Consider the following 16,706-nt stretch of genomic DNA (forward strand, 5'->3'; position numbering starts at 1 on the left):
CACGATAACGTGCATGTAGGTTGAACAGGTCATTTACTTTCATGTTGAGGTACCTGTGTCAAATCCCTATGAGAACGATATCGCCATGCAGCCAGAAGCCGTCCTGGCTCAGCTTAATAATCCGCTGCCGGACGCTCTGCGCGCATTAAAACTGCACGAATATGACCGCATTGTTCTGGCAGGAATGGGATCGTCAGATTATGCGCTGATCCCTGTTGAGCGCGCGTTGATTGCCAGGGGATATCCCGTATGGCGCGTAGATGCGTGCCGTTTGCTGGATATGCCTAACCTTGTTACAAAGAACACGCTGTTATGGATGACCTCACAGTCCGGTATGAGTGGCGAAATCGTTGCGCTACTGGAGCAAGGAAATCGTCCAAAAACCCTTATCGGACTGACCAATGATGAAAGCAGCGCGCTGGGTCAACGCGCCGATATTTTAATCACCCTGAAGAGCGGTGATGAAGCGACGGTGAGTTCTAAAAGTTATCTTAATACGCTTATTGCCTGCTACCGCACGCTGGCTCTGCTGCTGGGTGAAGATGAGCAGGCAATCTGTGCCGCCGTTACGGGGACGCTCTCTGATATTCGTCGCCTGGTGCAGGAAAAAGAGGCAGTGGCACCTTTTGCGGACACGCTTTTTGCTTCTGCTCGCCCTCGCGTTGCTTATATCGCGACAGGCGCTTATGCCTCTAGCGCGCTGACAGGCGCATTGATTACCAAAGAAGCCTCTAAGGTCAGCGCAGAAGGCTTTATCGGCGGTGAATTTCGCCATGGCCCGCTGGAAACCTCGGGCCAGGGGATGCTGGCCGTCCTGTTAGGTCAATCGGGGGACGAAACGCTGGAAAGACTGGCAACAGAATTACTTTCTAACGGAACTGATGTTGTCACCATTGGCGAGCGCCCTTTTGCGGCCTCTGCCCTTCTTCCTGCTGCGGCTGGAAATGAACTCAGCCAGCTACTGTGCGGCTTTATCTATATCGAACACCTGACTGTCGCGCTGGCCCGCCACAACGGCTTTGTCCCTGGCCAGTTCCTGTATGGCCAAAAGATTACAGTAGCCATATGACGGGCCAGGTTAAAGCAGGGATAGATATTGGCGGAACAGGAACCCGAATCATCATTCAGGGCAACGCGGGTACGCTGAACAGCAAAACCCTTGCCACAGCCGAGTTTACCGGCATCAGTAAAGAGAGGCGCTCCGAAGTTTTAGCCGACCACGTTCTCTCTTTGATCCCGCAAGGAATGACGTTAGCCAGTCTGGGGATCGGCGCCAGCGGGCCGGTAGACACCACGGCTGGCGTCATTCACAACAAAGATACGCTTGAGTGTTTCTCTTTTTTCCCGCTGGCCGATGAGCTGACTAAAAAACTGGGCGTAAAGGTAGCGATTGATAACGATGCTGTCGCCGCCGTTCTTGGAGAGTATTGCTTCGGTGCGGGAAAAAATAGTCATCGCCTTCTTATGGTGACGCTGGGGACAGGCATTGGCGTTGCGCTGCTCAATGAGGGTAAGCCGTTCCGCACCAGTGATGGACAACATCCAGAAGCGGGCCATATTCCCGTTTCAGGAAATCCCCTGACCTGCTATTGCGGCCTGAAAGGATGCTGGGAAAGTCTGGCATCCAGAACCTGGCTTCAGCAGAATCTGGAGGCTCTTTTACCGACTATCGCTTTTGAAAAACATGATGTGCATTTTTATCAAAAGGCTGCACAGGAAAAAGAAGAGGTCGCAAGAATATTTCATCGTTATGGCAATTATCTGGGTCGGGGATTAGTGACATTACTAACGCTTTACGGCCCCGATTTAACCATCCTTAGCGGAAGCGCCGCTCACTATCACCCGCTCTTCAAATCCGGTCTTGAAGAGGCGCTGACGCGTTCCGATGCTTATGCCATTAACAAAAGGATAGTACCGTCTGAATTAGGCGATATCGCTGGCGCACTCGGCGCTACAGTAATTCCAGAGTTAACTTAGAAGTTATTATTATAAATGACGAGGTAGCATCATGGTTAATGCAGAAATCAGGGAAGGGCAAAACAGCACAGAAAAATTAAAAAAATTAGCATATTCATCATTATGTCTATTATTATCTCCTCTGTCGGAGGGATAATATTCGGCTATGATACCGGCATTATCGGTGGTGCTATTGTCTTCATCGGTAAGCAATTCCATATTAATGATTTTATGCAGGGCATTATTGTCAGTATGTCCCTGCTGGGTGCCATGATCGGCGCGCTGCTGGCTGGTCCCTTAGCAGATAAATATGGTCGTAAGATTAACCTTTTTATTTCAGGCATCTGCTTTGCGGCTGGCGCAGTGGTGTCGGGTTACAGTAACAGTATTGAGCTTTTAACCCTGGCGCGTATTCTTCAGGGCATCGGCGTAGGCGCATCCTCCGTGCTGGTGCCGGTTTACATCGCCGAGCTGGCTCCTGCCAAAATCCGTGGGCTACTGGTCACGTCGTTTCAGCTCATGATTACTGTCGGTATCGTAATCGCTTATGGGGTAAATACGGCCGCAGAGAGCCAGGGATCATGGCGCTTTCCGATAGGTATTGCCAGCGTGTTTGGGATTGCTCTCGCGATTGGCGTGCTATTTGTTACGGAGTCGCCGCGCTGGCTGATCGCCGTTAATAAACATGCTGCTGCACGGCGCACATTGATAAAGCTGCGCGGAACGGATGAGGTTAATGAGGAAATAAAAGAAACCGAGCGCTTAAATGCGCTTGAGCAGGAAAATATCAGATGGCGCGATTTACTCAGTGGACATATCCGTCCAATGATCGTCATTGGCGTGCTGGTTGCGTTTTTCTCAAATGCATGCGGCATTAATCTGGTTATTTATTTTGCCCCGCAAATCCTTCAGTCCAGCGGCTTCACTTCCTCAGCTTCATGGATAGGTACCGTTGGCTTAGGTCTGACCAACGTTATTTTTACCGTGGTCGGCATGTTGATTGTTGATAAAGTGGGACGTCGTCCCCTGTTGATTGCAGGTGCAATTGGATTGACCGTTAGTCTTGTGATACTGGCGCTGATCTTTTCCGTGCCTGCCTTCGAAGGCAGCAGCTGGCTGGCGCTGGCGTCGCTGGTTTTTTATGTTGTGATGTATGCCGTGAGTCCTGGCATGCTGGGTTTTCTGATTATCTCAGAAATCTCACCGTTAAGAGCGCGGGCAAAAGCGACCAGTCTGTCAATTTTTATTATTTTCGCTACTAACCTGGTTATTGCGCTGCTCTCACTGCCCATGCTGAATGGAATGGGCGCATCCGCCACCTTCTGGCTCTTTGCCGCAATATGTGTAGTGTTCACAATATTTAGTTTTTATGTGCCCGAAACTAAAGGAAAAAGCCTGGAAGAAGTTGAAGTCTATTTCAAAGAAAAATATCAGTAAATACCTCTCCTTTCCTGGCTGTTAATTTAACGACAAACGGGTTAAGCCTGGTATGGCAAACTATTTTCCGGGCTTAATCCGCTCTCCTTTTCTATGATGGCAGGTGAAAAATCAGGAAAAATTTCTCATCTGTTATCGAGATTGCGAATCACAACGCCTGCGCGCACGCCCAGGCCGAACTCCATGCCCACTGGAAGTTATAGCCGCCCAGCCAGCCGGTGACGTCCACCACCTCGCCGATAAAATAGAGTCCCGGCACGTCGCGGGCTTCCATCGTCTTCGACGAAAGCAGCGTGGTATCGACGCCGCCCAGCGTTACCTCGGCGGTGCGGTAGCCTTCCGTGCCGTTAGGCTGCACGCGCCACTGATGCAGCGTCTGCGCCAGTTCAGCCTGCTGCTTGCCGTTGAGCTGCTTAAGCGTGACGTCCGGCACCAGCCCCATCTCCTGCAACACCTCCACCAGACGCTTCGGCAGCAGCTTCGCCAGGCTATTTTTCAGGCTCAGGTTCGGATGCGCCTCGCGCTGTACGCTGATGAATTCTTCTATCGAGGTGGCGGGCGACAGGTTGACGGTAATATGCTCGCCCGGCTGCCAGTAGCTGGAGATTTGCAGCACCGCCGGACCGGAGAGGCCGCGGTGGGTAAAGAGCATCGCTTCTTTGAACAGCGTGCCGTCCTGCGCCTCGATGGTGGTATCGATCGCGACGCCGGAGAGCGTCTGTAGCCGCTCCAGCAGCGGCTTATGTAGGGTAAAGGGCACCAGCGCGGCGCGGGTCGGATAGACCTTCAGGCCGAACTGCTCGGCAATCTTGTAACCGAACGGCGTGGCGCCAAGGCCGGGCATAGAGAGCCCGCCGCTCGCGATCACCAGCTTTTCCGACTGCACCGTCGCGCCGTTAAGCTGCAGCGTATAGCCCGACGCATCGCGCGCCACGCTCAGCACCTCGCTGCGCAGGCGCAGCGTCACCTTGCCCTTTTCGCACTCCGCCGTCAGCATGTCGACAATCTGCGCCGCCGAGTCGTCGCAGAAGAGCTGCCCCAGCGTCTTTTCGTGGTACGCAATCTTATGGCGGTTAACCAGATCGATAAAATCCCACTGGGTGTAGCGCGCCAGCGCGGATTTGCAGAAGTGCGGATTGCGCGACAGATAGGCGGCCGGATCGGTATACATATTGGTGAAGTTGCAGCGCCCGCCGCCTGACATCAGGATCTTGCGCCCAGGCTTTTTGCCGTTATCCAGCAACAGCACGCGGCGGCCTCGCTGACCGGCCTGCGCCGCGCAAAACAGTCCCGCCGCGCCGGCGCCGATAATAATAACGTCAAACTTTTCCACTGCCTTCGCCCCGCTTTTTTAAGAGGCGCTGATTGTAGAGGTCTGCTCTGCATGACGCCAGCGTCAAAAATTTGTCGTAATTATGTCATAATGTAAACGGTTCATTTTAAGGCACTTTTAGGAGAAACCAGACAACTTTAGACATTCTTAAGTCAAAACAAGGCTATATTTTGCTTTCCCATACCCTGCGTTGTCGCAGATAATGCGCCGCGCTCATGTCCTCAAAATGGCGTAATGTGTATGCTACATTTGTTCGCTGGTCTTGACCTCAGTACCGGCCTGTTATTGGTTCTTGCCCTGCTGTTTGTATTGTTTTACGAAGCAATCAACGGCTTTCACGACACGGCCAACGCAGTTGCCACGGTGATCTATACCCGCGCGATGCGCGCACAGCTTGCTGTGGTAATGGCGGGCGTATTTAACTTCCTTGGCGTCCTGCTTGGTGGCTTAAGCGTTGCTTACGCTATCGTGCATATGCTTCCTACCGATCTGTTATTGAATGTTGGCTCCGCGCACGGGCTGGCGATGGTTTTTTCCATGCTGCTGGCGGCGATTATCTGGAACCTCGGCACCTGGTATCTCGGTCTGCCGGCCTCCAGTTCGCACACGCTGATTGGCGCCATTATCGGCATCGGCCTGACCAACGCGCTGATGACCGGCACTTCAGTGATCGACGCGCTTAATATCCCCAAAGTTATCAATATCTTCCTGTCGCTGATTCTGTCGCCGATTGTCGGTCTGATCATCGCAGGCAGCCTGATTTTCCTGCTGCGTCGCTACTGGAGCAGCACCAAAAAGCGCGCGCGCATCCATATGACGCCCGCTGACCGCGAAAAAATCGACGGCAAGAAAAAGCCGCCGTTCTGGACGCGTATCGCCCTGATCGTCTCGGCAATCGGCGTCAGCTACTCGCACGGCGCCAACGACGGCCAGAAAGGCATCGGCCTGATTATGCTGGTGCTGATTGGCGTCGCGCCGGCGGGTTTCGTGGTCAATATGAACGCCAGCGGCTACGACATCACGCGCACGCGCGACGCGGTCAATCACCTCGAACAGTATTATCAGCAGCACAGCGAGGCGCTGACGCACATCATCCAGATGGCGCCGCCTGCGCTGCCGACGCCTGAAGAGACGCCGTCCGGCCCGAAAGAGTTCCACTGCGACAGCGCCCGTGCGCTGCAGGCGGTGCAGCGCGCGCAGGGCCTGCTGAACACTAACCTGCAAAGCTACGAACAGCTTAGCGTCGAGCAGCGCAGCCAGATGCGTCGCCTGCTGCTGTGCATCGCCGATACCGCCGATAAGGCGGCCAAGCTGCCGGAAACCAGCGCCGACGATAAACGCTTCCTCGGCAAGCTGAAAACCGATCTGCTGGGCACCATCGAGTACGCGCCGGTCTGGATCATCATGGCGGTTGCGCTGGCGCTCGGCATCGGCACCATGATCGGCTGGCGTCGCGTCGCGACCACCATCGGCGAGAAGATTGGTAAAAAAGGCATGACCTACGCGCAGGGCATGTCGGCGCAGGTCACCGCGGCGGTTTCCATCGGCATCGCCAGCTATACGGGCATGCCGGTTTCGACCACGCATATTCTGTCGTCGTCGGTCGCGGGCACCATGCTGGTGGACGGCGGCGGGCTGCAGAGCCGCACCATCAAGAATATCGCCATGGCGTGGGTCTTTACGCTGCCGGTCTGTATCGTGCTGTCGGGCAGCCTCTACTGGCTGGCGTTGAAGCTGGTGTAAGCCACGCAAAAATAAAGGGCGACTCAGGTCGCCCTTTTTATTTCTAGTGCCAAATCGCCAGACAAACCAGGCTGAGAATCACTAACCCGCATAAGGCGCTGGTTAAAATGAACTGACCGCGCACTCGTTCGCAGCGACGAATAAACTCCTCGTCATGATGGTCGAGATAACGTTTTGCCCAGATATAGCGCACCAGCCGCACCTGCTTGCTCGGCTGACCGTGCGAGGTAAAAAAGCCTGCCCCGTCGACATACTGATAGAGTAAGGGATCGCAGCCTCGAAGCACCGCCAGCAGCGCGCGCAAAGAAGAAAAGTAGCGCGCCATATTCACAATACACACCACACAAAGAGCCCAGAAAAGCGCGATAGTGCTGATCATATTTCCCTCCCAGCTGGAGCCGCGGAGACGGGATGGAGCGCGGCTGCGCTTCATGCTCCACGGGAAAAGCCGACCACTGAATGACCTGAACAGATCTCTGTTTTTTGACAAGCTTACGCGGTCGGCACCTGAGAAGTACCACCGTTAATTTGTAGTGTAGGAGAAATTTTTAACTCTTTTCCAGCGATGATTTTCGTTCACCGCGAGCGAAAAAGGCGCTAAGCCTTGATCTTATTCACAACCGAAGCCTGTACAGCAGCATTTGTTAACCGTCGCCGCTATACTAAAGGCATAACAACTATCTGTCGGGAACGCCGACAGGGCAACTGGTGACAAATATCGCCCATTCGCGTAAAGGATTGCGCAGGCAATGACGCGAGAGGAAGACAGGTCGCCATCCTGAATCTTGTGAAAGGAGTTATATCATGGCTTATAAACATATCCTGATTGCGGTAGACCTTTCTCCCGAAAGCCAGCTGCTGGTGGATAAAGCCGTCTCGCTGGCGCGCCCCTATGACGCCAAAATTTCGCTGATTCACGTCGACGTGAACTATTCCGATCTCTATACCGGCCTGATTGACGTCAATCTGGGCGATATGCAGAAGCGTATCTCGGAAGAGACGCACACGGCGCTGCGTGGCCTGTCGGAGGCGGCGGGCTACCCTATCAGCGAAACGCTGAGCGGCAGCGGCGACCTCGGCCAGGTGTTGGTTGATGCGATTAAAAAATATGACGTGGATTTAGTAGTGTGCGGCCACCATCAGGATTTCTGGAGCAAGCTGATGTCTTCGGCGCGCCAGCTGATTAACACCGTCCATATTGATATGCTAATCGTTCCGCTGCGCGACGCAGAAGACGAATAACCGCAAAGAAAAAGCCGGCACGTTCCGGCTTTTTTCGGCTGCTTCCACGGCCCGCGCCATAGCCTAATCGGCGTTCTCTCTTTTTATTGCTTTCGTTATTGCGCAAAACAGAGCGGTTTCTTTATTGCCCTCGGCGCGCCCCAAACGCTTATTTCTGCAGACTGGCAGATGCTCAGCCGCCAACGCCGCTATTTTCCTGGCAACATCCGCCGCCTCTGGACAATAAAATTATCTACGATATTAGCAACTTGTTAATAGACTGTTATTTAATTAACCATTTGCAATAAGTGGGTAATTTTAAATTTTTTTACTATATGCAAAAAGGCTAACTCTCATTATATTCATCCTGCTTTCGCTGCTGCATGCGCGGCAGATAAAGTGCCATTTAATAGCTTACACAGCAAAATTAAAACTCTGTCCGAGGCGCCGGGTCTGGAAGAAGAATTCAGCCTGACTTATAAAGCTTTAGGTCTGAGCGTCGCGAAAGTTGTTCTGACCTGTTTTTCAAACTTTTTAGCTAAGCTGGCTGACTAATTTAATTCCCTTTTTCAGCATAGCTGTTGAAATTAAAGAAGAGTTAAGCATGGTAGCCTTAAGCGTGCCTGCGCTACGTCAGACACGCTTTTTATTTATTGCAGTTGAAAATTATATTTCCCGAGCGAGCGGCGGATAAATATCGAAGCGATGACTTTTAGTCACCACCGCCGATTGCGTTGTGACCCCCGCCAGCGGCGGCGCATAGTCGGGGCGCTTCACCACGATGCGCTTCTTTGCCAGACGGCGCGCCGGCTCCAGCAGCGCGTCGGCATCCTCGTCGGCGCCGACCAGCGACTGAAACACCCGCATCTCTTTTTTCACCATCGCGCTCTTCTGCCGGTGGGGATACATCGGATCGAGATAGACCACGTCCGGCGCAGGCGTAATATCGCCGAGCGCCTGCGCGCTGGGCGCATGAATAAGAGTCAGCCGCTCGCGCAGCCAGCCGCCGATCTCCGCATCCTGATAGCCGCGCCGCAGCCCATCGTCCAGCAGCGCCGCCACGACCGGATGGCGCTCCAGCATGCGCACGCGGCAGCCGATCGCCGCCAGCACGAAGGCGTCGCGCCCTAATCCGGCGGTGGCGTCCACCACGTCCGGCAGATAACCACTCTTCACGCCAACCGCTTTCGCCACCGCCTCGCCGCGTCCGCCGCCGAAGCGACGACGGTGCGCCATCGCGCCGGAGACGAAGTCGACGAAAATGCCGCCCAGCTTCGGCTCGTCGCGCTTGCGCAGCTCAAGGTGCGTCAGCGTCTGCACCAGCGCCAGCACGCAGCCTTCGTCATGCTCCAGCCGCCAGCGCTGCGCCAGATGCGACAAGGCGCCGTCACCGGCGCCCGATTCATCAATCAAACAGATCTTCACTGCAGCCGTTATCCCTTGATGCCGTAGTGATCCAGCATCGCATCCAGCTGCGGCTCGCGGCCGCGGAAGCGTTTGAACAGCTCCATCGGCTCTTCCGAACCGCCGCGCGTCAGAATGTTGTCGAGGAACGACTGCCCGGTCTGGCGGTTAAAGATGCCCTCTTCCTCAAAGCGCGAATAAGCGTCTGCCGCCAGCACGTCCGCCCACAGATAGCTGTAGTAGCCCGCCGCATAGCCGCCTGCGAAGATATGGCTAAAGGCGTGCGGGAAACGGCCCCATTCCGGGCTCGGCACCACGGCCACCAGCTTTTTCACTTCGCGCAGGGTTTCGAGGATCTGCGCGCCTTTCGCCGGATCGAACTCGGCGTGCAGGCGGAAATCGAACAGGCCGAATTCCAGCTGACGCAGGATAAACAGCGCCGCCTGGTAGTTCTTCGCCGCCAGCATCTTGTCGAGCAGCTCTTTCGGCAGGGGTTCGCCGGTCTCGAAGTGGCCGGAAATAAAGGCCAGCGCCTCCGGCTCCCAGCACCAGTTCTCCATAAACTGGCTCGGCAGTTCGACCGCATCCCACGGCACGCCGCTGATGCCGGAAACCCCCGGGGTTTCGATGCGCGTCAGCATATGGTGCAGGCCGTGACCGAACTCATGGAACAGCGTGGTGACTTCGTCGTGAGTAAACAGCGCGGGCTTGCCGTTCACCGGACGGTTGAAGTTACAGGTGAGATAGGCGACCGGCTTCTGCAGCGTACCGTCGGCTTTACGCATCTGGCCGACGCAGTCATCCATCCAGGCGCCGCCGCGCTTGTGTTCGCGCGCGTAGAGGTCGAGATAGAAGCTGCCGCGCAGCTCGCCGCTCTCGTCGAACAGATCGAAGAAGCGCACGTCGGGGTGGTAGACGTCGACGTCGGTACGCTCTTTGGCGGTGATGCCGTAGATGCGTTTCACCACCTCGAACAGGCCGTTAACGGCGCGTGATTCCGGGAAGTAAGGACGCAGCTGCTCATCGCTGATGGTGTAGAGATGCTGCTTCTGTTTTTCGCCGTAGTAGGTGAGATCCCATGGATTCAGCTCGCTGACGCCGTACTCTTTTTGGGCGAAGGCGCGCAGCTGCGCCAGCTCTTTTTCCGCCTGGGGACGGGCACGTTTCGCCAGATCGTTCAGAAAGTCGAGCACCTGCGACGGATTTTCCGCCATTTTAGTCGCCAGCGATTTGTCGGCGTAAGAGTCGAAGCCCAGCAGCTGCGCCAGCTCGTGACGCAGCGCCAGCTCTTCCGCCATGATCGGACCGTTGTCCCATTTACCGGCGTTCGGCCCCTGATCGGAGGCGCGCGTCGAATAGGCGCGATACATCTCTTCGCGCAGCGCGGCGTTGTCGCAGTAGGTCATCACCGGCAGGTAGCTTGGAATATCCAGCGTCAGCAGCCAGCCTTCCTGCTCTTTGGCTTCGGCCTGCGCTTTCGCCGCCGCCAGCGCGCTTTCCGGCATGCCGGAGAGTTCGCTTTCGTCGGTGATCAGTTTGCTCCAGCCCATAGTCGCGTCCAGCACGTTGTTGCTGTAGGCCGATCCCAGCTCGGAGAGACGCGCGGCGATCTCGCCGTAGCGCTGCTGTTTCTCTTTATCGAGGCCGATGCCGGAGAGTTCGAAATCGCGCAGCGCGTTATCGACCGCTTTCTGCTGCGCCACGTCGAGCGCGGCGAAGCTCTCGCCCTCTTTCAGATCGCGATAGGCCTGGTAGAGCCCTTCATGCTGGCCGACCCAGGTGCTGTATTCGGAAAGCAGCGGCAGCGTCTGCTCGTAGGCCTGACGCAGCTCCGGGCTGTTTTTCACCGAATTAAGATGGCTCACCGGCGAGAAGATGCGGCCGAGACGATCGTCGACTTCAGCCAGCGGCTGCACCAGGTTGTCCCAGGTGTAGGGCGCGCCCTGCGCCACCACCTTTTCCACCGCCGCGCGACATTCGTTCAGCGCCTCGGTCACGGCAGGCACCACATGTTCAGGCTGAATGGCGGAGAAAGGCGGCAGCGTAAAAGGCTGGAGTAATGGATTAGTCATAGCGCAGTCCTTGTTCAATGTATGGGGCGCGCGGCGCGCGCAACGCAATCTTACTAACATGCGGTTAAGTGTAGTGAAAATCAATGCCGGCCAGGCTGAGCGGCCAAGAAACGCCTCGGGCGGGCGGGCGGCGGAGAATCGGCCAGCATTTTTCGCCTTCAGCAGGTATAATCCCGCTAACTTGCAGTACGCCTTTTTACGCCAACCGCGGAATCCCCACTGTTATGCTGAGCTATCGCCACAGTTTTCACGCCGGCAACCATGCCGACGTGCTGAAACACACCGTACAGAGCCTGATCATCAGCGCGCTGAAAGAGAAAGAAAAGCCGTTCCTCTACCTCGACAGCCATGCCGGCGCAGGCCGTTATCTGCTGAGCGGCGAGCATGCCGAGCGGACCGGCGAATATCTGGAAGGCATTGCCCGCATCTGGCAGCAGCCGGACGCGCCGGAACTGCTGAAGCCCTACTTCAACGCGATTCGCGACCTGAACCCAAACGGCACGCTGCGCTACTATCCCGGCTCGCCGCTGATAGCGCGCTATCTGCTGCGCGCAGAGGATAAGCTTCAGCTTACCGAGCTGCACTCCAGCGACTACCCGCTGCTGCGCGGCGAGTTTCTGAAAGACAGCCGTGCCCGCGTAGAGCGCGCCGACGGCTATCAGCAGCTGAAGGCGAAACTGCCGCCGCCTACCCGTCGCGGCCTGATCCTGATCGATCCGCCTTACGAGTTGAAAAGCGATTATCAGGCGGTCGTGAAGGCGATCCATGAGGGCCACAAGCGCTTCGCCACCGGCATTTTCGCGCTCTGGTATCCGGTAGTGCTGCGCCAGCAGATCAAGCATATGCTGCGCGATCTCGAAGCGACCGGCATCCGTAATATTCTGCAAATCGAGCTGGCGGTGCGTCCGGACAGCGATCAGCGCGGCATGACCGCTTCGGGCATGATCGTCGTCAACCCGCCGTGGAAGCTGGCGCAGCAGATGAACGAGCTGCTGCCCTGGCTGCACCAGAAGCTGGTGCCTGCCGGAACCGGCCACGCCACCGTGACGCAGCTGGTGCCGGAGTAAGCTACAGCGTAAACACCGCCAGATCCTGTGCCAGCTCGGTGTTGGGAAATATCGAGCGGCACTCGTCCAGCAAACGCGGCATGTCGCGCGGCATATAGCGCGAGCTGAAGTGCGTGGCGATCAGGCGCTTCGCGCCCGCCTCTTTCGCCACCTGCGCCGCCTGCAGCGTGGTGGAGTGGCCGCGGCCGTTGGCCTTCTCCTGCAGAGCCGCCTCCAGCGTCGCTTCATGCACCATCAGATCGACATTGGCCGCCAGCTGCAGCGCCATCGGCGTCGGCGCGGTATCGCCGAAAATCGCCAGGGTTTTGCCTCTGGTCGCCGGACCGAGATAGTCCGCGCCGTTAATCACCCGCCCATCTTCCAGCGTTACGATCTCTCCCGCTTTTAGCTGCTGATACCAGGGCCCGCGCGGCACGCCCTCTTCTTTCAGACGCGCGGCGTCGAGAAATCCCGGCTTATCGTGCTGCTCGATTCGGTAGCCGAAGCAGGTCAGCGGATGCACCAGGGGCCAGGCGCTGACGCGGAACTCGCCGTCGTCGAGCACCGGCCCCGCTTCGATCTCGACGATTTCCAGCGGATAGTCGGTATAGGAGCCGCTGAGCGACAGCGCGGTTTCGACAAAGCGCCGGATGCCTTCGGGCCCGTAAATGGTCAGCGGCTCGGTAATGCCGCCCATGGAGCGACTGGTCAGCAGACCAGGCAGGCCGAAAATATGGTCGCCATGCAGATGAGTAATAAAAATTTTGTTCATCCGTCCAGGCCGGAGCGGCGAACGCATGTACTGGAGCTGCGTTCCTTCGCCGCAGTCGAAGAGCCAGGTGTCGCCGCGCGGCGACCAGGTAAAAGCAATGGAGGTGACGTTGCGTTGCAGGCTGGGCGCGCCGCCGCCGGTGCCGAGAAATGTGAGCTGCATGCTATGCTTCCCTGTCAGTGAGGAGAGAATTCAACCCTATTACAATCATAGGCGCAATCTTTGCGCCGTCTCGCCTCTCAGCGTTACAATCCTGACCAAACTCTTGCAACCGGATGGACACACACCATGACACGACACTATGACTATCTCGCCATTGGCGGCGGCAGCGGCGGCATCGCCTCGATTAACCGTGCCGCTATGTATGGCCAGAAATGCGCCCTGATTGAAGCCAAAGAGCTGGGCGGCACCTGCGTGAATGTGGGTTGTGTTCCGAAAAAAGTGATGTGGCACGCGGCGCAGATCGCCGAGGCTATCCATCTCTACGGTCCGGATTACGGCTTCGATACCACGGTGAACCATTTCAGCTGGAAGACGCTGGTGAAAAACCGCAGCGCCTACATCGATCGTATTCACACCTCGTACGATAACGTGCTGGGCAAAAACAACGTCGACGTCATCAAGGGCTTCGCCCGTTTCGTCGACGCCCATACCGTGGAAGTGAACGGCGAGCGTATTACCGCCGACCATATTTTGATCGCCACCGGCGGCCGTCCGAGCCATCCCGACGTACCGGGCGCGGAATACGGCATCGATTCTGACGGCTTCTTCGAACTGGAGGCGCTGCCGAAGCGTACCGCGGTCATCGGCGCCGGCTATATCGCCGTTGAGCTGGCGGGCGTGGTTAACGCGCTGGGTTCCGAAACGCATCTGTTCGTACGCAAACACGCGCCGCTGCGCAGCTTCGATCCGCTGATCACCGACACGCTGGTGGAAGTGATGAACGCCGAAGGCCCGACGCTGCACACCCACGCCGTGCCGAAAGCGGTAGTGAAGAACGCTGACGGCAGCCTGACACTGCAGCTGGAAGACGGGCGCGAGCAGACCGTCGACTGTCTGGTATGGGCCATCGGCCGCGAACCGGCGACCGATAACCTGAACCTGGCGGTGACCGGCGTGGCGCTGAATGAAAAAGGCTATATCAGCGTAGACAAGTATCAGAACACTAACGTCGACGGCATCTATGCGGTCGGCGACAACACCGGCGCGGTCGAGCTGACGCCGGTCGCGGTCGCGGCGGGCCGTCGCCTCTCAGAGCGCCTGTTCAACAACAAACCGGACGAACATCTGGATTACAGCAACGTGCCGACGGTGGTGTTCAGCCATCCGCCAATCGGCACCGTTGGCCTGACTGAACCGCAGGCGCGCGAGCAATATGGCGACGATCAGGTGAAGGTCTATAAATCTTCTTTTACCGCCATGTATACCGCCGTCACGCAGCACCGCCAGCCGTGCCGCATGAAGCTGGTCTGCGTCGGCGCGGAGGAGAAGATCGTCGGCATTCACGGTATCGGTTCAGGCATGGATGAGATGCTGCAGGGCTTTGCGGTAGCGCTGAAGATGGGCGCGACGAAAAAAGACTTCGACAATACTGTGGCGATCCACCCGACGGCGGCAGAAGAGTTCGTGACGATGCGCTGATCCGACGCGGACAGAGGGGCCAGCGGATGCTGGCCCTAAGCGTAGCGGCGAAGCCAGGGCTCGTCAGGCTGACTGAATGCGGTTTAGCTCTTCTTCCGTCAACCCCGTAGCCTGCATAATCGTCTCGCGTGGCATTTTCATTTTCAGCAGGCCGCGCGCAACTTCCATTTTCCCTTCGAGCTTGCCTTCAAGCTCACCTGCTTTGCGGCCTTCTTGCCTGAGCTGTTCTGCAATGGTCATCAGTGCGTCCTCCTGTTGCGGTATCCGCTGTGCCAGGCGGGCAAAGGTGCAGCATCTGTGGTTATATCAGGCTGACTGAGCGCGATTCAGCTCCTCTTCAGTCAACCCCGTAGCCTGCAAAATTGCCTCACGTGTCAGCTTCATTTTTAGCAAGCTGCGCGCCACCTCCATTTTCCCTTCGAGCTTCCCTTCAAGCTTGCCTTCGAGCTTTCCTTCGAGTTTGCCTTTAAGCTCACCTTCTTTGCGGCCTTCCTGCCTGAGCTGTTCTGCAATGGTCATCAGTGCGTCCTCCTGTTGCGGTATCCGCTGAGCCAGTTCGCGGACAAAGGCGCTGGCGTCTGCGGTTTCGCCTGCCTGAACAATATAGTGTACCAGCGATATTATCTGTGATGAAGAGAGCCAGCCCGCCAGCAAAACTGACGCCAGTCTGTCCATCACCTCCGACAAATCGCGCTGATGGATATGTTTTTGCAGCAGGGTAAGCGCGGCCATACTGCGATGCTCGGCTATCTCATCGTCAGCGATAACAGTAACGTCTACCAGCGGAAAAGGATTGCTATAAACCTTTTCCGCCAGCGTCGGATCGCTGAACGCATCCAGCCAGCGGGTAGAGAACGGATACGGGCTGCGCTTACCGGCGTAAAACAGCAGCGGAACCACCAGCGGCAGTCTCTTGTGCCCTGCATCAAGGTGACGTTTCATCGCAGCCACCGCATAGCGCAGCAGCCGAAACGCCATATGCCTGTCCGGCGTCGACTGATGCTCAATAAGCACATGCACGTAGCTGTCATCACCGCTGGTGGTTTTCAGGCTGTAGAGCACATCGCTGAAGTACGGACGCAGGTCATCCTCAACAAACGAGCCGGACTCCAGCTTCAGCGTACTCAGGTCGCATATAGCGCGTAGCGTCGCCGGAAGATGAAGCTCTATAAAATCGCGCGCAACATCTGGCTGGCTGAGAAACTGCCGGAAGGTAGCATCGTGCGGGGTCGGCGTACTGTTTTTCTTCTTCATCTTTCCTGACTCTGAAAAAAACATCTCCAGAGCCTGACACAGCGGAAAAACAGTGTCATTAGCGAGACCGGTAAGTCACAGATAATAAAGGGCAAAGGCCCGATGCCGAACCTTCGCCCAATCGTTATTTATGCTGTAAAAATCAGGCCTGACGCGCCGGCGCTTTATGCACCATGGTGTAGGCGTAATCGACGCCCATGCCATATGCGCCGCTGTGTTCGCGCACCAGATCCATCACCGCGTCATAGGTCTCTTTACGTGACCAGTCGCGCTGGTACTCAAGCAGCACCTGCTGCCAGGTGACCGGGATGGCGCCAGCCTGCACCATACGCTGCACCGAGCGCTCATGGGCGTCGACGCTGGTACCGCCCGAGGTGTCCGTCACCACATAGACTTCGTAGCCCTCTTTCATGGCCATCAGCGCCGGGAACGTCAGACAAACTTCCGTCCAGAGCGCAGAGATAATCAGCTTCTTGCGTCCGGTTTTCTCTACCGCCTCAACGAATTTCGCATCTTCCCAGGAGTTCATCGAGGTACGTTCAATCGGCTTCGACTCCGGGTGGACCGCCAGCAGCTCTGGCCAGATATAGCCGCTAAAGCTTTCGGTTTCGACCGAGGTATAAATCACCGGCACGTTAAAGATTTTTCCGGCCTTGGCCAGGGCGACGGTATTATTTTTAAGCTGCTGGCGATCGATATTTGCCACGCCGAAAGACATCTGCGGCTGGTGGTCAATGAAAATCAGCGTTGAGTTTTGCGGGTCCAGCAGGTCGAATTTAGACATAATTTTGTTCCTCTCAAGGGGAATGAATGTTGTGTTTCCGTTG

15 protein-coding genes are annotated in these 16,706 nt (G+C 56.5%); 7 read left to right on the top strand and 8 right to left on the bottom strand.

The features are described 5' to 3' along the window. Positions 1-55: 55 nt before the first annotated feature. The 3 genes from HA46_RS03915 (at position 56) to HA46_RS03925 (ending at position 3,393) form a co-directional block, all read left to right on the top strand. Entirely contained in the window at positions 56-1,069 is a 1,014-nt protein-coding gene (locus tag HA46_RS03915) for an SIS domain-containing protein (protein ID WP_143807578.1), read from the top strand. Next, positions 1,066-1,977 carry an ROK family protein gene (locus HA46_RS03920; RefSeq protein ID WP_084882235.1) on the top strand — a complete coding sequence of 304 codons (912 nt, stop codon included), beginning with the start codon at positions 1,066-1,068 and terminating at the stop codon, positions 1,975-1,977. Before HA46_RS03915 ends, HA46_RS03920 begins: the two co-directional genes overlap by 4 nt. 90 nt (positions 1,978-2,067) lie before the next feature. Then, complete coding sequence (locus tag HA46_RS03925) at positions 2,068-3,393, top strand: sugar porter family MFS transporter (RefSeq protein ID WP_280174243.1); 1,326 nt, start codon at positions 2,068-2,070, stop codon at positions 3,391-3,393. 148 nt (positions 3,394-3,541) lie between these two features. Here HA46_RS03925 and HA46_RS03930 read toward each other — a convergent pair whose 3' ends face one another. Then, the gene (locus tag HA46_RS03930; protein ID WP_084882237.1) at positions 3,542-4,726 is read right to left on the bottom strand and encodes a BaiN/RdsA family NAD(P)/FAD-dependent oxidoreductase; all 1,185 of its coding nucleotides are present in this window, start codon (positions 4,724-4,726) and stop codon (positions 3,542-3,544) included. A gap of 240 nt (positions 4,727-4,966) precedes the next feature. On the opposite strand from HA46_RS03930, the gene pitA reads away from it, so the two are divergent. Next, complete coding sequence (pitA, locus tag HA46_RS03935; RefSeq protein WP_033792688.1) at positions 4,967-6,469, top strand: inorganic phosphate transporter PitA; 1,503 nt, start codon at positions 4,967-4,969, stop codon at positions 6,467-6,469. Positions 6,470-6,512: 43 nt separating this feature from the next. On the opposite strand, the gene uspB is transcribed toward pitA, so the two are convergent. Further along, positions 6,513-6,848 (bottom strand): universal stress protein UspB, encoded by a 336-nt coding sequence (gene uspB / locus HA46_RS03940; RefSeq protein ID WP_033792689.1) that lies wholly within the window; start codon positions 6,846-6,848, stop codon positions 6,513-6,515. 425 nt (positions 6,849-7,273) lie between these two features. On the opposite strand from uspB, the gene uspA reads away from it, so the two are divergent. After that, a complete protein-coding gene (gene uspA, locus HA46_RS03945) occupies positions 7,274-7,711 on the top strand; it encodes a universal stress protein UspA (RefSeq protein WP_033792690.1) in 438 nt (145 codons plus the stop codon). Between the two features lie 645 nt (positions 7,712-8,356). Here uspA and rsmJ read toward each other — a convergent pair. After that, entirely contained in the window at positions 8,357-9,115 is a 759-nt protein-coding gene (gene rsmJ, locus HA46_RS03950; protein WP_084882238.1) for a 16S rRNA (guanine(1516)-N(2))-methyltransferase RsmJ, read from the bottom strand. A gap of 8 nt (positions 9,116-9,123) precedes the next feature. Beyond that, positions 9,124-11,166, bottom strand: a complete 2,043-nt coding sequence (prlC, locus tag HA46_RS03955; RefSeq protein ID WP_033792697.1) for an oligopeptidase A — start codon at positions 11,164-11,166, stop codon at positions 9,124-9,126. A gap of 224 nt (positions 11,167-11,390) precedes the next feature. Between prlC and HA46_RS03960 the strand changes: the two genes are divergently transcribed. Beyond that, positions 11,391-12,233, top strand: a complete 843-nt coding sequence (locus HA46_RS03960; RefSeq protein ID WP_033792698.1) for a 23S rRNA (adenine(2030)-N(6))-methyltransferase RlmJ — start codon at positions 11,391-11,393, stop codon at positions 12,231-12,233. Between the two features lies 1 nt (position 12,234). Here the strand turns inward: HA46_RS03960 and rnz are convergent, their stop codons facing one another. After that, on the bottom strand, positions 12,235-13,146 hold the full coding sequence (rnz, locus tag HA46_RS03965; protein ID WP_033792699.1) for a ribonuclease Z: 912 nt from the start codon (positions 13,144-13,146) through the stop codon (positions 12,235-12,237). Between the two features lie 126 nt (positions 13,147-13,272). Between rnz and gorA the strand changes: the two genes are divergently transcribed. Continuing rightward, positions 13,273-14,625: a glutathione-disulfide reductase gene (gene gorA / locus HA46_RS03970; RefSeq protein ID WP_033792700.1), complete on the top strand. Its 1,353-nt coding sequence runs from the start codon at positions 13,273-13,275 to the stop codon at positions 14,623-14,625. Between the two features lie 63 nt (positions 14,626-14,688). On the opposite strand, the gene HA46_RS21025 is transcribed toward gorA, so the two are convergent. From HA46_RS21025 to HA46_RS03980, 3 genes are all read right to left on the bottom strand, one after another. Next, the gene (locus HA46_RS21025) at positions 14,689-14,865 is read right to left on the bottom strand and encodes a hypothetical protein (RefSeq protein WP_158086836.1); all 177 of its coding nucleotides are present in this window, start codon (positions 14,863-14,865) and stop codon (positions 14,689-14,691) included. A gap of 66 nt (positions 14,866-14,931) precedes the next feature. Beyond that, a complete protein-coding gene (locus HA46_RS03975) occupies positions 14,932-15,879 on the bottom strand; it encodes an Rpn family recombination-promoting nuclease/putative transposase (protein WP_084882239.1) in 948 nt (315 codons plus the stop codon). A 142-nt stretch (positions 15,880-16,021) separates the two neighbouring features. Further along, the gene (locus tag HA46_RS03980; protein ID WP_033753334.1) at positions 16,022-16,663 is read right to left on the bottom strand and encodes a hydrolase; all 642 of its coding nucleotides are present in this window, start codon (positions 16,661-16,663) and stop codon (positions 16,022-16,024) included. Positions 16,664-16,706: the final 43 nt, after the last annotated feature.

The sequence above is a fragment of the Pantoea septica genome (assembly GCF_002095575.1).
Taxonomy (GTDB): domain Bacteria; phylum Pseudomonadota; class Gammaproteobacteria; order Enterobacterales; family Enterobacteriaceae; genus Pantoea; species Pantoea septica.